Annotated in this window: 21 protein-coding genes; 9 read left to right on the plus strand and 12 right to left on the minus strand. The window is 62.4% G+C overall.

Annotated elements, in window-relative coordinates; genetic code table 11:
* Window positions 1-130: 130 nt before the first annotated feature.
* The 6 genes from ahcY to L867_RS0116465 form a co-directional block, all read right to left on the minus strand.
* Entirely contained in the window at window positions 131-1531 is a 1401-nt protein-coding gene (gene ahcY, locus L867_RS0116440; RefSeq protein ID WP_028737896.1) for an adenosylhomocysteinase, read from the minus strand.
* Window positions 1532-1706: 175 nt separating this feature from the next.
* The gene (locus tag L867_RS0116445; protein ID WP_037173644.1) at window positions 1707-1979 is read right to left on the minus strand and encodes an HPr family phosphocarrier protein; all 273 of its coding nucleotides are present in this window, start codon (window positions 1977-1979) and stop codon (window positions 1707-1709) included.
* A gap of 14 nt (window positions 1980-1993) precedes the next feature.
* Entirely contained in the window at window positions 1994-2395 is a 402-nt protein-coding gene (locus L867_RS0116450; RefSeq protein ID WP_028737898.1) for a PTS sugar transporter subunit IIA, read from the minus strand.
* Window positions 2396-2523: 128 nt separating this feature from the next.
* The gene (locus tag L867_RS0116455; protein ID WP_028737899.1) at window positions 2524-2982 is read right to left on the minus strand and encodes an HPr kinase/phosphorylase; all 459 of its coding nucleotides are present in this window, start codon (window positions 2980-2982) and stop codon (window positions 2524-2526) included.
* Window positions 2979-4724 (minus strand): sensor histidine kinase, encoded by a 1746-nt coding sequence (locus L867_RS0116460; protein ID WP_269748270.1) that lies wholly within the window; start codon window positions 4722-4724, stop codon window positions 2979-2981. The genes L867_RS0116455 and L867_RS0116460 overlap by 4 nt, the downstream gene beginning before the upstream one ends.
* A gap of 82 nt (window positions 4725-4806) precedes the next feature.
* The gene (locus L867_RS0116465) at window positions 4807-5529 is read right to left on the minus strand and encodes a response regulator transcription factor (protein WP_210163648.1); all 723 of its coding nucleotides are present in this window, start codon (window positions 5527-5529) and stop codon (window positions 4807-4809) included.
* A gap of 338 nt (window positions 5530-5867) precedes the next feature.
* On the opposite strand from L867_RS0116465, the gene L867_RS0116470 reads away from it, so the two are divergent.
* The 4 genes from L867_RS0116470 to L867_RS0116485 all read left to right on the plus strand — a co-directional run bounded on the left by L867_RS0116470 (window position 5868) and on the right by L867_RS0116485 (window position 9266).
* On the plus strand, window positions 5868-7478 hold the full coding sequence (locus L867_RS0116470; RefSeq protein ID WP_028737902.1) for a phosphoenolpyruvate carboxykinase: 1611 nt from the start codon (window positions 5868-5870) through the stop codon (window positions 7476-7478).
* A gap of 101 nt (window positions 7479-7579) precedes the next feature.
* Complete coding sequence (gene arfB / locus L867_RS0116475) at window positions 7580-8014, plus strand: alternative ribosome rescue aminoacyl-tRNA hydrolase ArfB (RefSeq protein ID WP_028737903.1); 435 nt, start codon at window positions 7580-7582, stop codon at window positions 8012-8014.
* A gap of 109 nt (window positions 8015-8123) precedes the next feature.
* Window positions 8124-8597, plus strand: coding sequence for a peptidoglycan-binding protein LysM (lysM, locus tag L867_RS0116480; protein ID WP_028737904.1), 474 nt, complete (start codon window positions 8124-8126; stop codon window positions 8595-8597).
* A 42-nt stretch (window positions 8598-8639) separates the two neighbouring features.
* Window positions 8640-9266 (plus strand): alpha-ketoglutarate-dependent dioxygenase AlkB family protein, encoded by a 627-nt coding sequence (locus L867_RS0116485; protein WP_028737905.1) that lies wholly within the window; start codon window positions 8640-8642, stop codon window positions 9264-9266.
* Between the two features lie 61 nt (window positions 9267-9327).
* Here L867_RS0116485 and coaA read toward each other — a convergent pair whose 3' ends face one another.
* From coaA to hisB, 6 genes are all read right to left on the minus strand, one after another.
* Window positions 9328-10323: a type I pantothenate kinase gene (coaA, locus tag L867_RS0116490; RefSeq protein WP_028737906.1), complete on the minus strand. Its 996-nt coding sequence runs from the start codon at window positions 10321-10323 to the stop codon at window positions 9328-9330.
* A complete protein-coding gene (locus tag L867_RS0116495) occupies window positions 10320-10643 on the minus strand; it encodes a phosphoribosyl-ATP diphosphatase (protein WP_028737907.1) in 324 nt (107 codons plus the stop codon). Before L867_RS0116495 ends, coaA begins: the two co-directional genes overlap by 4 nt.
* A 22-nt stretch (window positions 10644-10665) precedes the next feature.
* Window positions 10666-11454 carry an imidazole glycerol phosphate synthase subunit HisF gene (gene hisF, locus L867_RS0116500; protein ID WP_028737908.1) on the minus strand — a complete coding sequence of 263 codons (789 nt, stop codon included), beginning with the start codon at window positions 11452-11454 and terminating at the stop codon, window positions 10666-10668.
* A gap of 13 nt (window positions 11455-11467) precedes the next feature.
* Window positions 11468-12202, minus strand: coding sequence for a 1-(5-phosphoribosyl)-5-[(5-phosphoribosylamino)methylideneamino]imidazole-4-carboxamide isomerase (hisA, locus tag L867_RS0116505; RefSeq protein WP_028737909.1), 735 nt, complete (start codon window positions 12200-12202; stop codon window positions 11468-11470).
* A gap of 27 nt (window positions 12203-12229) precedes the next feature.
* A complete protein-coding gene (gene hisH / locus L867_RS0116510; RefSeq protein WP_028737910.1) occupies window positions 12230-12880 on the minus strand; it encodes an imidazole glycerol phosphate synthase subunit HisH in 651 nt (216 codons plus the stop codon).
* 103 nt (window positions 12881-12983) lie between these two features.
* Window positions 12984-13592 (minus strand): imidazoleglycerol-phosphate dehydratase HisB, encoded by a 609-nt coding sequence (gene hisB, locus L867_RS0116515; protein WP_028737911.1) that lies wholly within the window; start codon window positions 13590-13592, stop codon window positions 12984-12986.
* A gap of 191 nt (window positions 13593-13783) precedes the next feature.
* On the opposite strand from hisB, the gene hslV reads away from it, so the two are divergent.
* From hslV to L867_RS0116540, 5 genes are all read left to right on the plus strand, one after another.
* Window positions 13784-14311 carry an ATP-dependent protease subunit HslV gene (hslV, locus tag L867_RS0116520; RefSeq protein ID WP_028737912.1) on the plus strand — a complete coding sequence of 176 codons (528 nt, stop codon included), beginning with the start codon at window positions 13784-13786 and terminating at the stop codon, window positions 14309-14311.
* 32 nt (window positions 14312-14343) lie between these two features.
* Window positions 14344-15651, plus strand: a complete 1308-nt coding sequence (gene hslU, locus L867_RS0116525) for an ATP-dependent protease ATPase subunit HslU (RefSeq protein WP_028737913.1) — start codon at window positions 14344-14346, stop codon at window positions 15649-15651.
* A gap of 166 nt (window positions 15652-15817) precedes the next feature.
* On the plus strand, window positions 15818-16744 hold the full coding sequence (locus L867_RS0116530) for a DUF1402 family protein (RefSeq protein WP_028737914.1): 927 nt from the start codon (window positions 15818-15820) through the stop codon (window positions 16742-16744).
* Between the two features lie 38 nt (window positions 16745-16782).
* Complete coding sequence (locus L867_RS0116535; RefSeq protein WP_037173647.1) at window positions 16783-18201, plus strand: cytochrome P450; 1419 nt, start codon at window positions 16783-16785, stop codon at window positions 18199-18201.
* A 92-nt stretch (window positions 18202-18293) separates the two neighbouring features.
* Window positions 18294-20300, plus strand: a complete 2007-nt coding sequence (locus tag L867_RS0116540) for a hydantoinase/oxoprolinase N-terminal domain-containing protein (protein WP_028737916.1) — start codon at window positions 18294-18296, stop codon at window positions 20298-20300.
* Window positions 20301-20401: the final 101 nt, after the last annotated feature.

A 20401-nucleotide genomic window follows, 5' to 3' on the forward strand; every position in this document is an offset into this window, starting at 1 on the left:
GGTGCGCCACGAATCAAGTTCTAAAACAATACTGCCTAAGGGAATGAGCGGGAAGGGTCGGCCCCAAAAAAGAAGTCGCAGCCTTTGTCAAGACTGCGACTACTAGGTTTAGTGGATATCCAGAAGAATATTAATAGCGGTAGTGGTCAGCCTTGAACGGACCCTGCGGCGTGACGCCGATATAGGCGGCCTGTTCTTCCGACAGCTCGGTCAGCTTCACGCCGAGCTTTTCGAGATGCAGGCGGGCGACCTTTTCGTCGAGGTGCTTCGGCAGGACGTAGACCTCGTTCTTGTACTCGCCCGGTTTGGTATAAAGCTCGATCTGGGCCAGAACCTGGTTGGTGAACGAGGCCGACATGACGAAGGACGGATGCCCCGTGGCATTGCCGAGATTGAGCAGACGGCCTTCCGATAGCAGAATCATGCGGTTGCCCTTGGGGAACTCGATCATGTCGACCTGCGGCTTGACGTTGGTCCATTTCAGGTTGCGCAGTGCCGAAACCTGAATTTCGTTGTCGAAGTGGCCGATATTGCCGACGATCGCCATGTCCTTCATCTCGCGCATGTGCTCGATGCGGATGACGTCCTTGTTGCCGGTGGTGGTGATGAAGATGTCGGCCGAGGAGACGACATCCTCGAGCGTCACCACTTCGAAACCGTCCATGGCCGCCTGCAGGGCGCAGATCGGGTCGACTTCCGTCACCTTGACGCGGGCGCCGGCGCCACGCAGCGAAGCCGACGAACCCTTGCCGACGTCACCGTAACCGCAGACGACGGCGACCTTGCCGGCCATCATCACGTCGGTACCGCGACGGATGCCGTCGACCAGCGATTCCTTGCAGCCGTACTTGTTGTCGAACTTCGACTTGGTGACCGAGTCGTTGACGTTGATTGCCGGGAAGGGGAGAAGGCCCTTCTTGCTCAGTTCGTAGAGGCGATGAACGCCGGTGGTGGTTTCTTCGGTGACGCCCTTGATCGCGTCGCGCTGCTTGGTGAACCAGCCCGGCGATGCCTTGAGGCGCTTCTTGATCTGGGCAACCAGAATGGTTTCTTCTTCCGACTGCGGGTTGGAGAGAACGTCCTCGCCGGCTTCGGCGCGGGCGCCGAGCAGGATGTACATGGTGGCATCGCCACCGTCGTCGAGGATCATGTTCGAGACGCCACCGTCGCGCCACTGGAAGATCTGGTCCGTATAGGTCCAGTAATCCTCAAGGCTTTCGCCCTTGACGGCATAGACCGGAATGCCGGCGGCGGCGATCGCAGCAGCGGCATGGTCCTGGGTCGAGAAGATGTTGCACGATGCCCAGCGCACTTCCGCACCGAGCGCGACCAGCGTCTCGATCAGGACGGCGGTCTGGATCGTCATGTGAAGCGAACCGGTGATGCGGGCGCCCTTGAGGGGCTTGCTCTGGCCGAATTCCGCGCGGCAGGACATCAGCCCCGGCATTTCGGTTTCGGCGATCTCGATCTCCTTGCGGCCGAAATCGGCAAGGCCAATGTCTGCGACGATATAGTCGTTGTGTGCGGTCATGAAGCTCTCCCGGCTCGGATGACGGTGCAGGCCAGGTTCCGCTTCGGGTGCCAGGCAAACACCATTCGTGACCCCTCTGCAAAAGACGGGTTTCTGATCCGCATTTATCAGGGATTGTCGCCGATGGCAAGGAGACATAAAGAGGTCTTTATGTCTTTATATGATTAAGCGCCGGTTATATTTCCTCGCCGAACTTGTCGGCGACCAGCACTTCCAGCGCGTCGAGAACCGCGTCGGCCTGGCTGCCGGTGGCGCTGACCTGGATCGAGCAGCCGGGGCTCGCCGCCAGCATCATCAACCCCATGATCGAGGTCCCGCCGACGGTCGTGCCGTCCTTGGTGACGTGGACGATCGCGTCGAAGCCGCTCACCGTCTGGACGAACTTCGCGGATGCGCGCGCGTGCAGGCCACGTTTGTTGATGATCAGGAGGTCCCGGGAATTCGGCATGGAAGGGCTTTCGATCACTTGCCGCTGAGGACGCGGCTGGCGACATTGATGTACTTGCGACCGGCTTCGGAGGCGTCCACCAGTGCCTTCTCCATATCGTTTTCGCCGCGCACGCCCGCCAGCTTGATCAGCATTGGCAGGTTGACGCCGGCGATCACTTCGATCCGGCCGGTGTTCATCACGGATATGGCGAGGTTGGACGGGGTGCCGCCGAACATGTCGGTGAGAATGATCACGCCATGGCCGTCATCGGAACGCATCACTGCATCCAGAATATCCTGGCGCCGTTGGTCCATGTCGTCATCCGGACCGATGCAAACGGTTTCGATGAATTTCTGTGGGCCGACGACATGCTCTACAGCATGCTGAAACTCCTCAGCCAGCTTGCCATGGGTGACAAGCACAAGTCCGATCATTCTTCTACTACCTCTTGCCTGCGCAGACAGATGGCGGAGATAACGCAACGCAGGTACTTCGTCCATCGGTGGGACGCCATCTTGGCGATGAAAATCCGAAGTTCAAGCGCAAACTGTAGCGTCTTAGCCTAACGAGGGACAGTCCAGGCCGAGATCAGGGCATTTATGAAGGAAAAAGGCAGGCGCACATCCGCCGGCACGTAGATGGCCGGCAATCGGACATCATCGAGCAGTGTCGCCTGCGTGCCCTGTGCCGGCAGTCGCTCGGCCGCGGCACGGTGGACCGGCAGGACTGCATAGTGGAGAATAGCCCGGGGAACGCTCTCGACCCGCGCTATGCCGCCGTGGCGCAGTTCGATCAGCCCTCTGATCGTCTCCGGCCTGGCACCCATCACCTGCGTGCCGAAACGCGAGATGAAGACCTGGTCGTCCGCCACCAGTGCCGCAAACTGCCCGTGAAGCCGGGCTTCGCTCAGGCAATCGAAGGCGAGCGCCGACTTTCCCGATCCGGACGGGCCGAGGAAGATGAGGCCGGTGGTGCCGGTGACGATGGCTGTGGCATGGATGTTGACGCCGCGGGCGCTCAAGATGCCGCCTCGACAGGCAGGGCGAGGATGAAGCGTGCGCCAAGAATGCGGCCGCTTGCGCTGTCGATCATGTTTTCGGCCTTCAGGGTGCCGCCATGCGCTTCGGCGATCTGCCGGCTGATGGAAAGGCCAAGGCCAGAATTCTGGCCGAAGCTCTCGCCGTCGGGCCGGTCGGTATAGAAGCGCTCGAAGATCCGATCGATGTCCTCGGCCTGGATGCCGGGTCCGTTGTCCTCGATCTGGATGAGGCAGCGGCTGCGGGTGCGCGACAGCTTGACGGTGATCTTGCCGCCGACCTCGGGCACGAAGGAACGGGCGTTCTCGATCAGGTTGGTGATGATCTGGCCAAGCCGCAGATCGTGGCCGGGAACAATGAAGCGCGCCTTGGCACCCGGCTTCTGGTCGATGATGTAGTCGAGTTCGACCGGCTTCTTGGTGCTGCGGATCTGTCTCGAGACGTCGACCAGGCTGGAGAGCAGGACTTCGAGATCGACAGGCTTGGCATCGCTGCGCGCCAGTTCGGCATCGAGGCGCGAGGCGTCGGAAATGTCGCTGATCAGCCGGTCGAGCCGGCGCACATCGTGCTGGATCACGTCCATCAACCGCTGCCGTGACTGGTCGTTCTTGGCGAGCGGCAGCGTCTCGACGGCGCTGCGAAGCGAGGTGAGCGGGTTCTTCAGCTCATGACTGACGTCGGCGGCGAAGCTCTCGATCGCGTCGATGCGGTCGTAGAGTGCGTTCGTCATCTCGCGCAAGGCTACCGAGAGGTTGCCGATCTCGTCCTGGCGGGCGGAGAAATCCGGAATCTCCTCACGCTCCTTGGCGCCGCGCCGGACACGGATGGCGGCAGCGGCGAGTCGCCGCAGCGGATTGGCGATGGTCGAAGACAAGAGCAACGACACGACGATATTGACGAGCGCCGCGACGCCGAAGACGCGCAGAATGGCCAGCCGTTCGGCATGGACGATCTTGTCGATGTCGCCGGCCTGGGTGGAGAGCAGGAGCACGCCGAGCACGGCGCGGAAGCGCTGGACGGGCACGGCGACCGAGACGATCAGTTCGCTCCGGTCGGTGACACGAACCACGGCACCGCGAACCCCGGTCAGCGCATTCATGACTTCCGGGTAGATCGATCCATCGCCACCGGGGGCTTCCTTGTAGACCGGCAGGTTCGAAGGCTGCAGGGCCATGTTGAAGATGCGGGCGATCCAGTCGGTGATGCTCGACGTCTCGTCCTCGACCGGCGGAAGGTCGAAGCGCAGGACCTGGCCGCGCGAGTAGAGATGGCGCGAATCGAGCAGTAGGTTGGCGTCGGCGTCGAACAGGCGGGCACGCGTGCGGGTCGGCGAGATCAGCCGGCGCAGCACGGGTGCGACCCGTTCCGGATTGATGGGGAATTCAAGGTCCTCGTCGTTCGGAACAGGGGTGATGCTCTGCCCGGCCTGCAGTTCGAGGAGCTTCTGCGGATCGATGGTGATCGAGTTCGTGTCGACCGATGCCGAGGCGGAAATCGCGCCGGCGATGATCTCGCCCTGCGTCAGCAGGCTTTCGACGCGCGCGTCGATCAGGCCCTCGCGGAACTGGTTGAGATACATGATGCCGCCGACGAGAACGATCAGTGCGGCGAGGTTGAAGAAGACGATGCGTCGGGTCAGGCTGGAGAACAGCGCATGGCCGAAAATCCGGCGCACGAGCGTGAAGGGATGAACCGGGAAACGGCGCTGTTCGGTCAGGCTGTCCAGTTCGTCGTTGGTCCCTTCGGAAACGCGTTTGACCAATCTCTACCCTTTTGCCCGACCGGCCTGTTCTCGATGGCTTCGGCGCTTACGCCGCTTCGCGGAAGCGGTAGCCCACTCCGTAGAGCGTTTCAATCATGTCGAAGTCGGTATCGACCATCTTGAACTTCTTGCGCAGGCGTTTGATGTGGCTGTCGATGGTGCGGTCGTCGACATAGACCTGCTCGTCATAGGCCGCATCCATCAGGGCGTCGCGGCTTTTTACCACGCCGGGACGCTGAGCCAGCGATTGCAGGATGAGGAATTCGGTCACTGTCAGCGTCACCGGATCGCCCTTCCAGGTGCAGGTGTGGCGTTCCTGGTCCATGACCAGCTGACCGCGCTCCAGCGTGCGAGCCTGCTGTTCGGCGCCGGTTTTGGCCGTGCCGCCGGCCGCAAGATTTTCCCGGCTCGCTGCGCGCCGCAGGATGGCCTTCACCCGCTCGACCAGCAGGCGCTGCGAAAACGGCTTGGTGATGAAGTCGTCGGCGCCCATCTTCAGCCCGAACAGTTCGTCGATCTCCTCGTCCTTCGAGGTCAGGAAGATCACCGGCAGGTCGGACTTCTGTCTGAGCCGCCGCAAAAGCTCCATGCCGTCCATGCGCGGCATCTTGATGTCGAAGATGGCAAGATGCGGCGGACGCGCCAGCAAACCGTCGAGCGCCGAAGCGCCGTCGGTATAGGTCTCGACCTTGTATCCCTCGGCCTCAAGCGCGATCGATACGGAAGTGAGAATATTGCGGTCGTCGTCAACGAGCGCGATCGTCTGCATATTGTTGGTCTCCGTCATCATGAAGCGCGGCTCCTGGTATTGTCCCAGCCCAGGGTGTGGCAACGTTGGCTGCGCTTATTGGGGATAAAGGTGGAACAAATTGTGGCAAAGATAAAGGGGTGCGGCCGAAGCCGCCCGGCAAAAGGGGTGCAATTGGTCTGCACGGCAACCAAAAGACGCCGATGCAAACCGATTTAAAAAACTATATTCGGATTTAAATCGATTAAATATTTGAAATTATTGATTGATTTTGGTTTTGCTTATTGCGTTTTGAAAACTCGGACACTAGGTTCGCGAAAATTCAACGTCACCGTTTCTAATATAGAGGATGCGCGCTCATGGAGGAGCTTGGTGTAAATAATCCCCTCGTAGGGGTAGCAGCGATCGGTTTGGGTGATGCGGCTCGCATCTACTATAATTTCCGTGAGCGCGACCTTTACGAAGAGGCGATTCGCCGCAACGAAGCCGTGCTGACCGCCGACGGCGCGCTCTGCGCGGTGACCGGGCAGCATACTGGCCGCTCGGCGAAGGACAAGTTCATCGTCCGCGACAGCCACACCGACGACCAGATCTGGTGGGACAACAACAAGCCCATGTCGCCGGAACACTTCGGTATCCTGCACAAGGACATGCTGGCCCATGCTGCCGGCAAGGAACTCTTCGTCCAGGACCTTATCGGCGGTGCCGACCAGGAAAACGAGTTGCCGACCCGCGTCGTGACGGAGCTTGCCTGGCACTCGCTGTTCATCCGCAATCTTCTGATCCGTCCGGAGCGCTCCACGCTCACTGAATTCCAGCCGAAGCTGACCATCATCACGCTTCCGAGCTTCCGCGCCGACCCGGCACGCCACGGTTGCCGCTCGGAGACGGTCATCGCCTGCGATTTCACCAACGGCATCGTTCTGATCGGCGGCACTTCCTATGCCGGCGAAATGAAGAAGTCGGTCTTCACCGCGCTCAACTACATGCTGCCGCCGAAGGGCGTCATGCCGATGCACTGCTCGGCCAATGTCGGCCCGGCCGGCGACGCTGCCGTCTTCTTCGGTCTGTCGGGCACCGGCAAGACGACGCTCTCGGCCGACCCGAGCCGCACGCTGATCGGCGACGACGAGCACGGCTGGGGTGAGCACGGCATCTTCAACTTCGAAGGCGGCTGCTACGCCAAGACCATCCGTCTGTCGGCCGAAGCCGAGCCGGAAATCTACGCCACCACCAAGCGTTTCGGCACCGTTCTGGAAAACGTCGTGCTCGATGATGCCGGCGTGCCGGACTTCAACGATGCCTCGCGCACCGAAAACACCCGCTGCGCCTATCCGCTGCACTTCATTCCGAACGCATCGGACACCGGCCGCGCCGGCCATCCGAAGACGATCATCATGCTGACCGCCGATGCTTTCGGCGTGCTGCCGCCGATCGCTCGCCTGAGCCCGGAACAGGCCATGTACCACTTCCTGTCCGGCTATACCGCCAAGGTCGCCGGTACGGAAAAGGGCGTGACCGAGCCGGAAGCCACCTTCTCGACCTGCTTCGGCGCACCGTTCATGCCGCGCCATCCGGCAGAGTATGGCAATCTGCTGCGCGACCTGATCGCCGAGCACAATGTCGACTGCTGGCTGGTCAGTACCGGCTGGACCAGCGGCGCCTATGGCGTCGGTCATCGCATGCCGATCAAGGCCACCCGCGCCCTGCTGGCCGGTGCATTGAACGGTGAACTGAAGAAGGTGGAAACCCGCGTCGATCCGAACTTCGGCTTCGCCGTTCCGGTGGCCGTCGAAGGCGTCGACTCGAAGATCCTCGATCCCCGTTCGACCTGGTCCGATGCATCGGAATACGATGCCCAGGCCAAGAAGCTGGTGGCGATGTTCATCACCAACTTCGCCAAGTTCGAAGATCACGTCGACCACACCGTGCGTGCCGCCGCTCCGAGCGCCAATATCGCTGCGGAATAATGGCGTCAGACGAGAACTGAAAGAAACCCGGCGGAGCGATCCGCCGGGTTTCTTGTTTTCCTCCGCGTTCGAATGTGAAATAGAGCGGACGGAGACCGAACATGGCCAGCGACGCACTCGTCATCAACAATCGCATCACGATCGCCGGCTGGGAGCTGACGGAGCAATTCGTGCTGGCCGGCGGGCCGGGCGGACAGAACGTCAACAAGGTCTCGACGGCCGTCCAGCTGTTCTTCAACATCGCCGGTTCTCCCGCCCTGAGCGACCGGGTCAAGGAGAATGCCCTGAAGCTCGCCGGACGGCGTGCTTCGAAGGAAGGCGTGCTGATGATCGAGGCGAACCGGTTCCGCAGCCAGGAGCGCAACCGGGAAGACGCACGCGAGCGCCTCAAGGAACTGATCCTCGCCGCCGCCGCGCCGCCCCCGCCGCCTCGCAAGAAGACCAAGCCGACCAAGGGGTCGGTAGAGCGCCGGCTGAAGGAAAAGTCGGGGCGGTCCGAGGTCAAGAAGATGCGCGGCCGGCCCGGAGGAGACTAGCTTCGCCAGACTGCGACCTAATACAGCACGACATATTTTAGATATCTGCTTGTGTTTTGCTGCGCCGTGGTTTCATCTGAAGCCGGACCGGACAAGAAGGGGAATTCCCATGGGTTTGTTTAGTTTTATCAAGAGTGCAGGCAAGAAGCTCGGCATCGGCGGCGATGACGACACTCCCGACGCGGAAGCGGTCAAGAAGGAACTTGCCTCACATGATCTCGGCACCGAAAAGGTCGAAGTTACTGTCGTCGACGACAAGGTCGTGCTGAAGGGAACCGTGAAGGATCAGTCGGCCTTCGAAAAGGCGGTCATCGCCGTTGGCAACACGCTCGGCATTTCCAAGGTCGAAGCCGGTGACCTGAAGATCGCCGAGACGCTTGAGGCGGCACCGGTCGCGCCCAAGGAGCCGGTTTTCTACACAGTCAAGAAGGGCGACAATCTCTGGAAGATCGCCGAGGCGCACTATGGCAAGGCCAACGGCGCCAAGCACACGGTGATCTTCGAAGCCAACAAGCCGATGCTCACCCACCCCGACAAGATCTATCCCGGTCAGGTGCTGCGCATTCCCGACCTTGCCGACTGAATCTGCAATGAAGGCGGCGGCCGATGAGGCCGCCGTTCGTCCATGCCTGAAGAAACCAAGCGCACATTGCCCGAAGGGCTCCGCTATTTTCCGGATTTCATCGATCGCGGCGGGCAGGAGCAACTGGTCGCGTCAATCCGTGAAATCGTCGCGGAAGCACCGCTCTTCGTTCCCGTCATGCCCGGAACCGGCAAGGAAATGTCGGTCCGCATGACCAATTGCGGCCCGCTCGGCTGGGTTACGGACAAACAACGCGGCTATCGCTACCAGCCGAATCATCCGGTCACGGGAAAACCATGGCCCGCCATTCCCGCAATGTTGCTCGATATCTGGAACCGGGTTGCCGGCTCAGACAAGCAGCCGGAGGCGTGCCTGGTCAATTTCTACGACGACAATGCCCGCATGGGCCTGCATCAGGATCGCGACGAGAAGGATTTCGACGCGCCGGTCGTGTCGATCTCGCTGGGCAACGCGTGCCTCTTCCGCATCGGCGGAACGAATCGCAAGGATCCGACCATGTCGATGAAGCTCACGAGCGGAGACGTCTTCGTCATCGGCGGGGCAGGGCGCCTGTGCTTCCATGGCGTGGATCGCATCTATCCGTCGACCTCGACCCTGCTGAAGAACGGCGGGCGCATCAACCTGACGCTGAGGCGGGTCAACTCTTGAGCGGGTCTGTGAATCCGGCAAACATGGCGGGCTATTGAATAAACTGCCGGCTATATATCGCCTACAGTTTTCTCAGCGCGACCTGCTCGACCAGATGATTGTCGCCCTTGCGCAGGATGAGGTCGGCGCGGGGGCGGGTCGGCAGGATATTCTCCCGCAGGTTCTTCAGGTTGGTGTTCTTCCACAGACCCTCGGCGATCTCCAGCGCCTCTTCTTCGCTGATCGTGGCATAGCGATGGAAGTAGGAGTTGGGGTCGCGGAACGCGGTTTGCCGCAGCTTCATGAAACGGTCGACATACCAGCGGTGGATGAGCTTCTCCTCCGCGTCGATATAGATCGAGAAGTCGAAGAAGTCAGAGACGATCGGCACGATCTTGCCGTCGGCCGGCAGGTCGCGCGACTGGAGCACATTGATGCCTTCGAAGATCAGGATGTCCGGCCGGTCGACGATCTTGTACTCGTTGGGCAGCACGTCATAGGTCAGATGCGAATATCCGGGCGCCTTGACGTTGGGCAGACCGGCCTTGATCGCCGAGAGGAAACGCAGCAGCGCGCCGATGTCGTAGCTTTCCGGAAAGCCCTTGCGGTTCAGGATCTTGTGCCGAACCAGATGGGCGTTGGGATAGAGGAAGCCGTCCGTGGTGACGAGGTCGACCTTCGGGCTCGAGGGCCAGCGCGCCAGGAGTTCCTTGAGGACGCGGGCCGTCGTCGATTTACCGACCGCGACCGATCCGGCGATGCCGATGACGAACGGCGTCTTTGAAATGTTCGACGTGTTGAGGAAGCGATTGCGCTGCTGGAACAGCAGTTGCGAGGATTCGACATGGGCCGAGAGCAGGCGCGACAGCGACAGGTAGATCCGGCGCACTTCGGAAAGGTCGATCGGGTCGTCGATCGAGCGCAGTCGCTTAACCTCGTCGGCGGTCAATGTCAGCGGCGTATCGGCCCTGAAATGCGACCATTCCTCCGAATCGAAGAACAGATAGGGGGAATATCCATCCGCCTGGAAATGGTCGAGTGCTTCTGGCGTTTCGGATTCCCGTGTCGCTGTCGTCATGGATCCTGCCGGCTGGCTTTTTCGCTGAGGCCCGTCTGGGCCGTGCGCCGTTGAAGCTCTTCGAGCACGGCTTTAAGCGGGATGTCGGCGATTTTCAATACGACCATCAGGTGATAGAGGAGGTCGGCACTCTCGTAGACGAGGTTTTCACGGTCGTCCTTGATTGCCGCGATCACCGTTTCGACGGCTTCCTCGCCAAGCTTCTTGGCGGCTTTCGACTGGCCGCCGGCGACGAGCTTCGCCGTCCAGGATTCGTCAGGCCGGGCCTGGGCCCGGTCGGCGACGATTCGTTCGAGGTCGGTGAGGGAGAAGTCACTCATTGCAGTTCCCTTTCGCGGGCAATCAGTCGAGCCGCATGGCGATGCCGTGGTTGGCCATATACTGCTTGGCCTCGGCGATCGAATAGGTACCGAAGTGGAAGATCGAGGCGGCGAGCACGGCCGTCGCGTGCCCATCCCTGATGCCGGCGACCAGATCGTCGAGCGTGCCGACCCCGCCCGAGGCGATCACCGGAACGCGCACGGCATCGGCAATGGTTCGCGTCAGTTCGAGATCGTATCCGATCTTCGTTCCGTCCCGGTCCATCGATGTGACCAGCAGTTCGCCGGCACCACGCTCGACCATCTTCCTGGCGAATTCGACTGCATCTATGCCGGTCGGCGTGCGACCGCCATGCGTATAGATCTCCCAGGCGCTCAGATTGTCGCCGCCGGCTTCCTGCTTGCGCCTTTGCTTGGCGTCGATCGACACGACGATGCACTGGTCACCGAACTTGTCGGCCGCCTCGGCAATGAAATCCGGATTGTTCACCGCCGCCGAATTGATCGCCACCTTATCGGCCCCGCAGAGCAGCAGCTTGCGGATGTCGGCGATCGTGCGCACGCCGCCGCCGACGGTGAGCGGCATGAAACACTGGTCCGCCGTCTGCGCGACGACCTCGAAGATCGTGTCACGATTGTCGGACGATGCGGTGATGTCGAGGAAGCAGAGTTCGTCGGCACCGGCGGCGTCATAGGCCTTGGCCGCCTCGACGGGATCGCCCGCGTCGATCAGGTCGACGAAGTTGACGCCCTTGACGACACGGCCGTCCTTGACGTCCAGGCAGGGAATGACACGGGCTTTCAGCGTCATGGTCTATCCTCGTTCAGGCGCGAGCGGCGCGGATGAGCGCCAGGGCTTCGGCCGGGTCGATGCGGCCGTCATAGAGTGCGCGGCCGGTGATGGCACCCTCAAGCTTGGCCGCGTCGGGCTGCAGCATGCGGTGGATGTCGTCGATCGATGCAAGCCCGCCTGATGCGATCACCGGGATCGAAACCGCGTCGGCAAGCGAAAGCGTCGATTCCCAGTTGATGCCGGTCAGGATGCCGTCTCGATCAATATCGGTATAGATGATCGCCGATACACCTGCCCCTTCGAATTTTTTCGCAAGCTCGATCACACCGAGTTCCGAGGCCTCCGCCCAGCCCTCGACCGCCACCTTGCCGCCCTTGGCATCGATGCCGACGGCAATCTTGCCGGGGAAACGCTTGCAGGCCTCGATCACCAGCGCCGGGTCGCGCACGGCGATGGTACCAAGGATGACGCGCGAAAGCCCGCGATGAAGCCAGTTTTCGATATGCTCGAGGCTGCGGATGCCGCCGCCGAGCTGCACCGGATTCTTTGTTGCTTTCAGGATCGCGTCGACCGCTGCCCCGTTGACGCTCGTCCCGGCAAAGGCGCCGTTCAGGTCCACCACGTGCAGCCATTCGAAACCCTGGTCCTCGAAGGCCTTCGCCTGGGCGCCGGGATCGGTGTTGTAGACGGTGGCCTGCTCCATGTCGCCCAGCTTGAGCCGCACGCACTGGCCGTCCTTGAGGTCGATGGCGGGAAAAAGGATCATGCGGAAATGTCCGATACTGAAGGAGACTTACGGTTGCCAGGAAAGGAAGTTGGCGATCAGCCTGAGGCCGAGCGTCTGGCTCTTTTCCGGATGGAACTGCGCACCAACCATATTGGCGCGACCGACGAAGGCCGTCATCGGTCCGCCGTAGTCGGTGGTGGCTATCACGTCATCCGGATTTTCCGCGGCGAGGTGGTAGGAGTGGACGAAATAGGCATGCAGGCCGTCCGGCCCCGTCTTGATCCCGTCGAACAACGGATGCGGCTGGTGCAGGTCGAGCGTGTTCCAGCCGATCTGCGGGATCTTGAGGGTCGGATCGTCCGGCGTCATCTCGACCACATCACCCTTGATCCAGTCGAAGCCGGGCGTGATCGTCTTTTCCAGCCCGCGGCTCGACATCAGCTGCATGCCGACGCAGATGCCGAAGAAGGGGCGGGCTTTCTTCTCGACGACGTCGACGATCGCCTCGTGCATGCCAGGAACCGAGTCGAGCCCCCGGCGGCAGTCGGCATAGGCGCCGACGCCCGGCAGCACGATTCGGTCGGCTGTGGCAACGCGATCGGCCTTGTCGGTCAGCTCGATGACCGCGTCGACGCCGCTTTCGCGCGCTGCCCGTTCGAAGGCCTTCGTTGCCGAGCGGAGATTTCCGGATCCATAGTCGATGATCGCCACGCGCATCGTCGAACGTCCTTTTCCTAAACGCGACGCCATGGGGTCAAAACCCCGGCACGCCGCAAAGCGATGATCAAGCTGCTTTCCGCCGTTTCCGGTCGGGCAGACCTCAGACGAGGGTGCCCTTGGTCGAGGGAACGCGGCTGGCCTGGCGCGGGTCGATTTCGACGGCTGTCCGCAATGCCCGGGCCACGGCCTTGAAGCAGGTCTCGGCGATATGGTGGTTGTTGGCGCCGTAGTGATTGAAGATATGCAGCGTGATGCCGGCATTCTGGGCCAGCGCCTGGAAGAACTCGCGCACCAGTTCGGTGTCGAAGGTGCCGATCTTCGGCGCGCTGAAGGCAACATTCCAGACGAGGAAGGGTCGGCCTGAGACGTCGATCGCCGCCTTGGTCATCGTCTCGTCCATGGCAAGGTCGATCGAGGCATAGCGGGTGATGCCGCGCCGGTCGCCGAGCGCCTTGGAGATGGCCTGGCCGATGGCGATGCCGGTATCCTCGACGGTATGGTGGTCGTCGATGTGCAGGTCGCCCTTGACGTCGATCTCCATGTCGATGAGCGAATGGCGCGAAAGCTGGTCGAGCATATGATCGAAGAAGCCGACGCCCGTGGAAATCTTCGCCGCGCCGGTGCCGTCGAGATTGACGGAAACCGAAACGGAGGTTTCGTTGGTTTTGCGGGAAATGCTTCCCGTGCGACGGATCATTGTTTCGCCCATCAGGGTCCGCTCCATGCCTTGGTCAGGGGTTCCTTATCAGGCGGTCGGTTAAATATCCAGCAAAAGCAGGCCGTGCTTTTCCGCGATGCGTCACAAGATTGCATTCGCGCGAGGTCCACTTACATAGGGATCAACCGAACGATTTCGCGTTCCCAATCGAACGCCCGGCAGACGGGCCAACAGGTGCGTAAATGACAACGATTATTACTGTGCGGAAGGGCGGAAAGGTCATCATGGCGGGCGACGGCCAGGTCAGCCTCGGCCAGACCGTGATGAAGGGCAATGCCCGCAAGGTCCGCCGGATCGGCAAGGGCGACGTGATCTCCGGTTTCGCCGGCGCGACTGCCGATGCCTTCACGCTGCTGGAGCGTCTGGAAAAGAAGCTCGAGCAATATCCCGGCCAGCTGATGCGCGCTGCCGTCGAGCTTGCCAAGGACTGGCGGACCGACAAGTATCTGCGCAACCTCGAGGCCATGATGCTGGTCGCCGACAAGACCATCACCCTTGCCATCACCGGCAATGGCGACGTGCTCGAACCGGAGCATGGCGCGATGGCGATCGGCTCCGGCGGCAATTATGCCTACGCTGCTGCCCGCGCCCTGATGGACAGCGACAAGTCGGCAGAAGAGATCGCCCGCCAGGCCATGGCGATCGCCGCCGAGATCTGCGTCTATACCAACGACAATATCGTGGTCGAGTCGCTCGACAGCGACAACTGATCCTCTTTCCTCCGACCATTGGAACAAGCGATATGACGACTTTTTCTCCCCGCGAGATCGTATCCGAACTCGACCGCTTCATCATCGGACAGCATGAGGCGAAACGTGCCGTGGCGATCGCGCTGCGCAACCGGTGGCGGCGTCAGCAGCTCGACGAGGACCTACGCGACGAGGTGATGCCGAAGAACATCCTGATGATCGGCCCGACCGGCGTCGGCAAGACGGAAATCTCGCGGCGCCTCGCCAAGCTTGCGGGCGCGCCCTTCATCAAGGTCGAGGCGACGAAGTTTACCGAAGTCGGCTATGTCGGCCGCGACGTGGAACAGATCATCCGCGATCTGGTCGAGGTCGGCATCGGCCTGGTGCGTGAAAAGAAGCGCGCCGAGGTCCAGGCCAAGGCCCATGCCGGCGCCGAGGAACGCGTTCTCGATGCGCTGGTCGGCTCGACGGCTTCGCCTGCCACCCGCGACAGCTTCCGCAAGAAGCTTAGGGCCGGCGAGATGGACGACAAGGAGATCGACATCGAGGTCGCCGACAGCGGCAGCGGCATGCCCGGCTTCGAGGTTCCCGGAATGCCGGGCGCCAATGTCGGCATCCTCAACCTGTCGGAAATGTTCGGCAAGGCCATGGGCAACCGCACCAAGAAGGTGCGCACCACGGTCAAGGCCTCCTATGCCGACCTGATCCGCGACGAGTCCGACAAGCTGATCGACAATGAAGTGATCCAGCGCGAGGCGGTGCGCTCGGCCGAGAACGACGGTATCGTCTTCCTCGACGAGATCGACAAGATCGCCGCGCGGGAAGGCGGCATGGGTGCCGGCGTGTCGCGCGAAGGCGTTCAGCGCGACCTGCTGCCGCTGGTCGAAGGCACCACTGTGTCGACGAAGTATGGGCCGGTGAAGACGGACCATATCCTCTTCATCGCGTCCGGCGCCTTCCACGTATCGAAGCCTTCGGACCTGCTACCCGAATTGCAGGGCCGCCTGCCGATCCGCGTCGAGCTGAAGCCTCTGACCAAGGAAGACTTCCGTCGCATCCTGACCGAAACCGAAGCGAGCCTCATCCGCCAGTACAAGGCGCTGATGGCGACCGAGGAACTCGATCTCGACTTCACCGAAGATGCGATCGATGCGCTGGCCGATGTCGCGGTCAAGCTCAACACCTCGGTCGAGAACATCGGTGCGCGCCGTCTGCAGACCGTGATGGAACGCGTGCTGGACGATATCTCGTTCAACGCACCTGATCGGGGTGGTTCGAAGGTGATGATCGATTCGGCCTATGTCGCCGAGCATGTCGGCGAAATTGCTGCGGACGCGGACCTGTCGCGCTATATCCTTTAGCGCAAGGCAAAATATGTGGGTTCCGCCGAAGGAATGCCGCAAATGTGACGCAGGGCAAGGTCGACAAACACGGCCTTGCTTCTGTATGGGTGGCGCCGGAAAGCAATCTGCATTTTGAAAACTTGGGGGTGAAGGTATCGTGGGTCGATTTACTCGGGCATTCTTCCTGGCGCTGCTTGTTCTTGCGCCGGCAGGTGTGAACGCAGGGTCGCTCCGTGTCGTGCCCGAAGGCAACCGCCATGCCGAGCAGCCGCCGATCCCGGGCGCTTCGGTGCGCCGTACCCAGGCCGGAAAGACCACGTTCGACCTGAAATACGAGAAGGTGCGTGACCTTCTCGCGTCCGACGACCGGTTGCGCTCGAAGATCAAGAAGACGGCGGCTGCCTACGGCATCGATCCGATCCACATGGTGGGTGCGATCGTCGGCGAGCATACCTTCAACGTCGATGCCTATGACAGCCTGCAGAGCTATTACGTGAAGGCGGCATCCTATGCCGGCAACAGCTTCCGTTTCGCCTATGACGGCGAGGGGATTTCCGACTTCGTCTCCCGCCCGGAATTTTCCGCATGCGCCGCGATGAAGGATTCCTACAAGCTGTGGTCGTGCCGCGAGGACGTCTGGGAAACCAAGTTCCGCGGCCACAGCGTCGGCGGCAAGTCCTATCCCAACAACCGCTTCAGCGCTGTGTTCTTCCAGCCCTTCTACGCCGGCCAGACCTTCGGTCTCGGGCAGATCAATCCGCTGACGGCGCTGATGCTGTCGGATCTGGTTTCGCAGAAGTCGGGCGTCGCCAGGCTGGACGAGAACGATGCGGCCGGCGTCTACAAGGCGATCATGGAGCCCGACATTTCGCTGGCCTTCATGGCGGGCGTACTGCGCAAGTCGATCGACGACTACCGCACCGTCGCCGGCATGGATATTTCGCATAATCCCGGAGTGACGGCCACGCTGTTCAACGTCGGCAACTCGCTGCAGCGGGCCCGGGCGCTGGCGGCCCGCAATGCCGGCGCCGGATCGCCGGTCTGGCCGGAAGAGAACTATTACGGGTGGTTGGTCAACGACCGCCTGAGTGAACTCAAGGCGCTGTTCTAGCCCGCTCCGGGCTGATCGCGCCACCGCGGAGCGGAATCATGGCAGTTGTCGACAGCCCCGACCTTTTCGAGCCGCCAGCGCCCGTTCCGCGCCCATATCCGCCGTCGAAGCTCGAGATCATCCGGACCGTCCTGCGCAACCCGCTCGAACTCTGGGGCGTCCCCTCTTACACTCTGCCCTGGATCGAAACCCGGTTTTTCGGCCGCACCACCGTGATCGTCAACGATCCGGATCTGATCCGCCACGTGCTGGTCGACAATGCCGGCAACTACGTGATGGACAAGGTCCGGCAACTGGTCCTGCGCCCCATCCTGCGCGACGGGCTGCTGACCGCCGAGGGCGGGGTGTGGAAGCGCTCGCGAAAGGCGATGGCACCCGTCTTCACCCCGCGCCACGCGCGCGGCTTTGCCCGCCAGATGCTGGAAAAGAGCGAGGAGTTCGCCGCGCGCTACGCGACGGCGGATGCGCGAGGGATGGTACGCGATATCGCCGTCGACATGACCGGGCTCACCTATCTCATTCTCTCGGAGACATTGTTTTCCGGCGAGATCGCCACCGATGGCGATGACGTTGCCGGTGATGTCGATGCGCTCTTGCACCATATGGGACGGATCGATCCGCTCGACATGCTGGCGGCCCCGGAGTGGATTCCCAGGCTCGCCCGGGTGCGTGGTCGTGGAGTATTGCGCAAGTTCCGTGCGCTGGTCCGGACAACCATGGAAAAGCGCAAGGCGGCGATAGTGCGGGACCCCCAATCAGCGCCGCGCGATTTCCTGACCCTGCTGCTCGAAGTCGAAGGGCCGCAGGGCCTGACGACCGAGGAGGTCGAGGACAACATCCTGACCTTCATAGGCGCCGGCCATGAGACGACCGCCCGGGCGCTCGCCTGGACCTTCTTCTGCGTCGCCAATTGTCCTGACATCCGGGATCGCATGGAGGTCGAAATCGACGCCGTGCTCGACAGCGGCGCGGATCCGGTCGACTGGCTGGAGCGCATGCCGCTGGTTCGTGCGGCCTTCGAGGAGGCGCTGAGGCTCTATCCGCCGGCACCGTCGATCAATCGCCAGACCGTTGCGGATGACCGCTTCGAGGCGCCCGACGGCACCGCGATCGATATCCGCAAGGGTGCGACGATCCTGATCATGCCCTGGACGCTGCACCGGCATGAGCTTTACTGGGAACACCCGCGGGCCTTCGACCCGAGCCGGTTCCTGCCGGAAAACCGCGATAAGATAGGCCGCTTTCAATATCTGCCGTTCGGCGCCGGGGCACGGGTCTGCATCGGCGCAACCTTCGCCCTGCAGGAGGCGGTGATCGCGCTCGCCGTCCTGATGCGGCGCTATCGCTTCGACATGACCGCCGAAACCAGGCCATGGCCCGTGCAGAAACTGACGGTGCAGCCGGCCGGTGGCCTGCCGATGCGGGTCACCGCGCGGTCTGCGGTTTCGCGGCCATGATTTGCCGTTTGTCAGCTATTGCCGCTCGGTTTCCCCATGCGATAACAGCGTGATCCGTGTTGGTGGAATTCTGAGAGACCGAGGCAGCTGGCGTGACACTTCATTACCTGTTGGGCATCGATACCGGCGGCACCTATACCGACGCGGTGCTCTACAGCGAGACGCAGGGTATCCTGGCCAAGGCCAAGGCGCTGACCACGCGCCATGACCTGGCGATCGGTATCGCGGAAGCGCTGGAAAAGGTCATCGAAACCTCCGGCGTCTCGGTCGAGGCAATCGGTCTGGTGTCGCTGTCGACGACGCTGGCGACAAACGCGCTGGTCGAGGGGCAGGGGGGACGCGCGGGCCTCGTCATGATCGGCTTCGGCCCCGATGATCTGAAGCGCGACGGCCTCGCCGATGCGCTCGGCTCCGATCCCGCCATCTATCTGACCGGTGGCCATGATGTGCACGGTACCGAGACGCCGCTCGATCTCTCTCCGCTGGAGCAAGCCCTGCCGGAACTGAGCCGGACGGTGTCGTCCTTTGCCGTCGCGGGCTATTTCGCCGTGCGCAATCCCTCGCACGAAAACCGGGTGCGGGATTTCATCCGCGCTCATTGTCCTCTGCCGGTGACCTGCAGCCACGAGCTGTCGTCCAAGCTCGGCGGTCCGCGCCGGGCGCTGACCACACTGCTCAATGCCCGCCTGGTGTCGATGATCGACCGGCTTGTCGGCGCCTGCGAGGACTTTCTGACAAGGCGCGGCATCGACGCGCCGCTGATGGTCGTGCGCGGCGACGGTGCCCTCATCTCGGCGGCGGAGGCCCGGCTGCGGCCGATCGAGACGATCCTGTCAGGCCCTGCGGCCAGTCTGGTCGGCGCCCGTCATCTGACCGGCCTTGCCGATGCCGTCGTCTCCGACATCGGAGGTACGACCACCGACGTGGCGATCCTCGAGGGCGGACGCCCGCGCCTTGACGCCGACGGTGCCGTGGTCGGCGGATACCGCACCATGGTCGAGGCGGTGGCCATGCGCACCTATGGCCTCGGCGGTGACTCGGAGGTGAGGATCGACGACCGCAGCATGAATGCGCGGATCGATCTCGGCCCGCGCCGCCTCGTGCCGCTCAGTCTGGCGGCCACGCTGCATGGCCGCCCGGTCATCGACATTCTCGAACGGCAGCTGCGCGCGGCCCATATGGGCCGCCATGACGGGCGCCTTGCGGTCCGCACCGGCGTGCCGGATCATCTGGCCGCCGGCCTGGCAGCGCAGGAAGCGGCGCTGTTCGCCCGTATCGGATCGGAGCCCGTGGCGCTCGACCAGCTGATGACGGCAACGTCGCAGCTGGCGACGCTCGATCGACTGGTGGCGCGCGGGCTCGTGCATATCTGCGGTATCACGCCGTCGGACGCCATGCATGTGCTTGGCCGTCAGGGCCAATGGCATGCGGAGGCGGCCGAGCTTGGTTTGAGGCTTGCCATGCGCCGCAAGAACGGCGCCGGCCAGCCGATCGCGGCCTCGCCCGAAGAGCTCGCGCGACGGATCGTCGACAGGCTGACGCGCCAGTCGGCGGAGGTCATTCTCTCGGCCGTCCTTCCCGAGGCCGGGCTGACCGATGTCGATCCCGCCCGTTCGCTGCTCATCGACCATGCGCTGCGGCGTGAGGCCGGCATCGTGCGCTTCGCCCTGTCGCTCGACCGCCCGCTGGTCGGGCTCGGCGCCTCGGCCCCGGTCTACTATCCGGCAATCGGCGACATGCTGTCCGTGGCCTGCGAAGTCCCGACGGATGCGGATGTCGCCAATGCCGTCGGTGCGGTGGTGGGGCGGGTCCGAGCCACCGTCACCGTCTTCGTCACCGCGCCGGAGGACGGCATCTTCATGCTCTCGGGTGCGGGAGACGGCCGCCGCTTCACGGACGAGGAGAAGGCGTTCGAGGCTGCGCGCGACAGGGCCAGCGAAGCGGCACTCGAACACGCCCGGCAGAATGGCGCCGTCGACGCGGTACTGGCCCTCGTCGAGGAAATCGATGCGCCTGAGATCGACGGCAGCCGCAAGCTCGTCGAAGCGCGTTTCATCGCCACGGCGAGCGGCAGGCCGCGCCTGGCGCATGGGGAATAGTTTCCAATCCGGCACAAATCTTTGTAATTTGTGCTCGATTGACAATGAATCAGAACAGATCAAAGTCCGACCATCAACGTTACAGCCAGATTTGCGAGGAG

The organism is Paenirhizobium selenitireducens ATCC BAA-1503 (genome assembly GCF_000518785.1).
Taxonomy (GTDB): domain Bacteria; phylum Pseudomonadota; class Alphaproteobacteria; order Rhizobiales; family Rhizobiaceae; genus Allorhizobium; species Allorhizobium selenitireducens.

Coding starts and splice junctions, on each gene's coding strand:
- L867_RS0116485 (WP_028737905.1), top strand. CDS start 8,640: ATGCCTGAAGAAACCAAGCGCACATTGCCCGAAGGGCTCCGCTATTTT.
- lysM (WP_028737904.1), top strand. CDS start 8,124: ATGGGTTTGTTTAGTTTTATCAAGAGTGCAGGCAAGAAGCTCGGCATC.
- L867_RS0116465 (WP_210163648.1), bottom strand. CDS start 5,529: ATGCAGACGATCGCGCTCGTTGACGACGACCGCAATATTCTCACTTCC.
- L867_RS0116450 (WP_028737898.1), bottom strand. CDS start 2,395: ATGATCGGACTTGTGCTTGTCACCCATGGCAAGCTGGCTGAGGAGTTT.
- ahcY (WP_028737896.1), bottom strand. CDS start 1,531: ATGACCGCACACAACGACTATATCGTCGCAGACATTGGCCTTGCCGAT.
- L867_RS0116535 (WP_037173647.1), top strand. CDS start 16,783: ATGGCAGTTGTCGACAGCCCCGACCTTTTCGAGCCGCCAGCGCCCGTT.
- hisH (WP_028737910.1), bottom strand. CDS start 12,880: ATGCGCGTGGCGATCATCGACTATGGATCCGGAAATCTCCGCTCGGCA.
- coaA (WP_028737906.1), bottom strand. CDS start 10,323: ATGACGACAGCGACACGGGAATCCGAAACGCCAGAAGCACTCGACCAT.
- arfB (WP_028737903.1), top strand. CDS start 7,580: ATGGCCAGCGACGCACTCGTCATCAACAATCGCATCACGATCGCCGGC.
- hslV (WP_028737912.1), top strand. CDS start 13,784: ATGACAACGATTATTACTGTGCGGAAGGGCGGAAAGGTCATCATGGCG.
- L867_RS0116445 (WP_037173644.1), bottom strand. CDS start 1,979: ATGCCGAATTCCCGGGACCTCCTGATCATCAACAAACGTGGCCTGCAC.
- hisF (WP_028737908.1), bottom strand. CDS start 11,454: ATGACGCTGAAAGCCCGTGTCATTCCCTGCCTGGACGTCAAGGACGGC.
- hisB (WP_028737911.1), bottom strand. CDS start 13,592: ATGGGCGAAACAATGATCCGTCGCACGGGAAGCATTTCCCGCAAAACC.
- hisA (WP_028737909.1), bottom strand. CDS start 12,202: ATGATCCTTTTTCCCGCCATCGACCTCAAGGACGGCCAGTGCGTGCGG.
- L867_RS0116470 (WP_028737902.1), top strand. CDS start 5,868: ATGGAGGAGCTTGGTGTAAATAATCCCCTCGTAGGGGTAGCAGCGATC.
- hslU (WP_028737913.1), top strand. CDS start 14,344: ATGACGACTTTTTCTCCCCGCGAGATCGTATCCGAACTCGACCGCTTC.
- L867_RS0116495 (WP_028737907.1), bottom strand. CDS start 10,643: ATGAGTGACTTCTCCCTCACCGACCTCGAACGAATCGTCGCCGACCGG.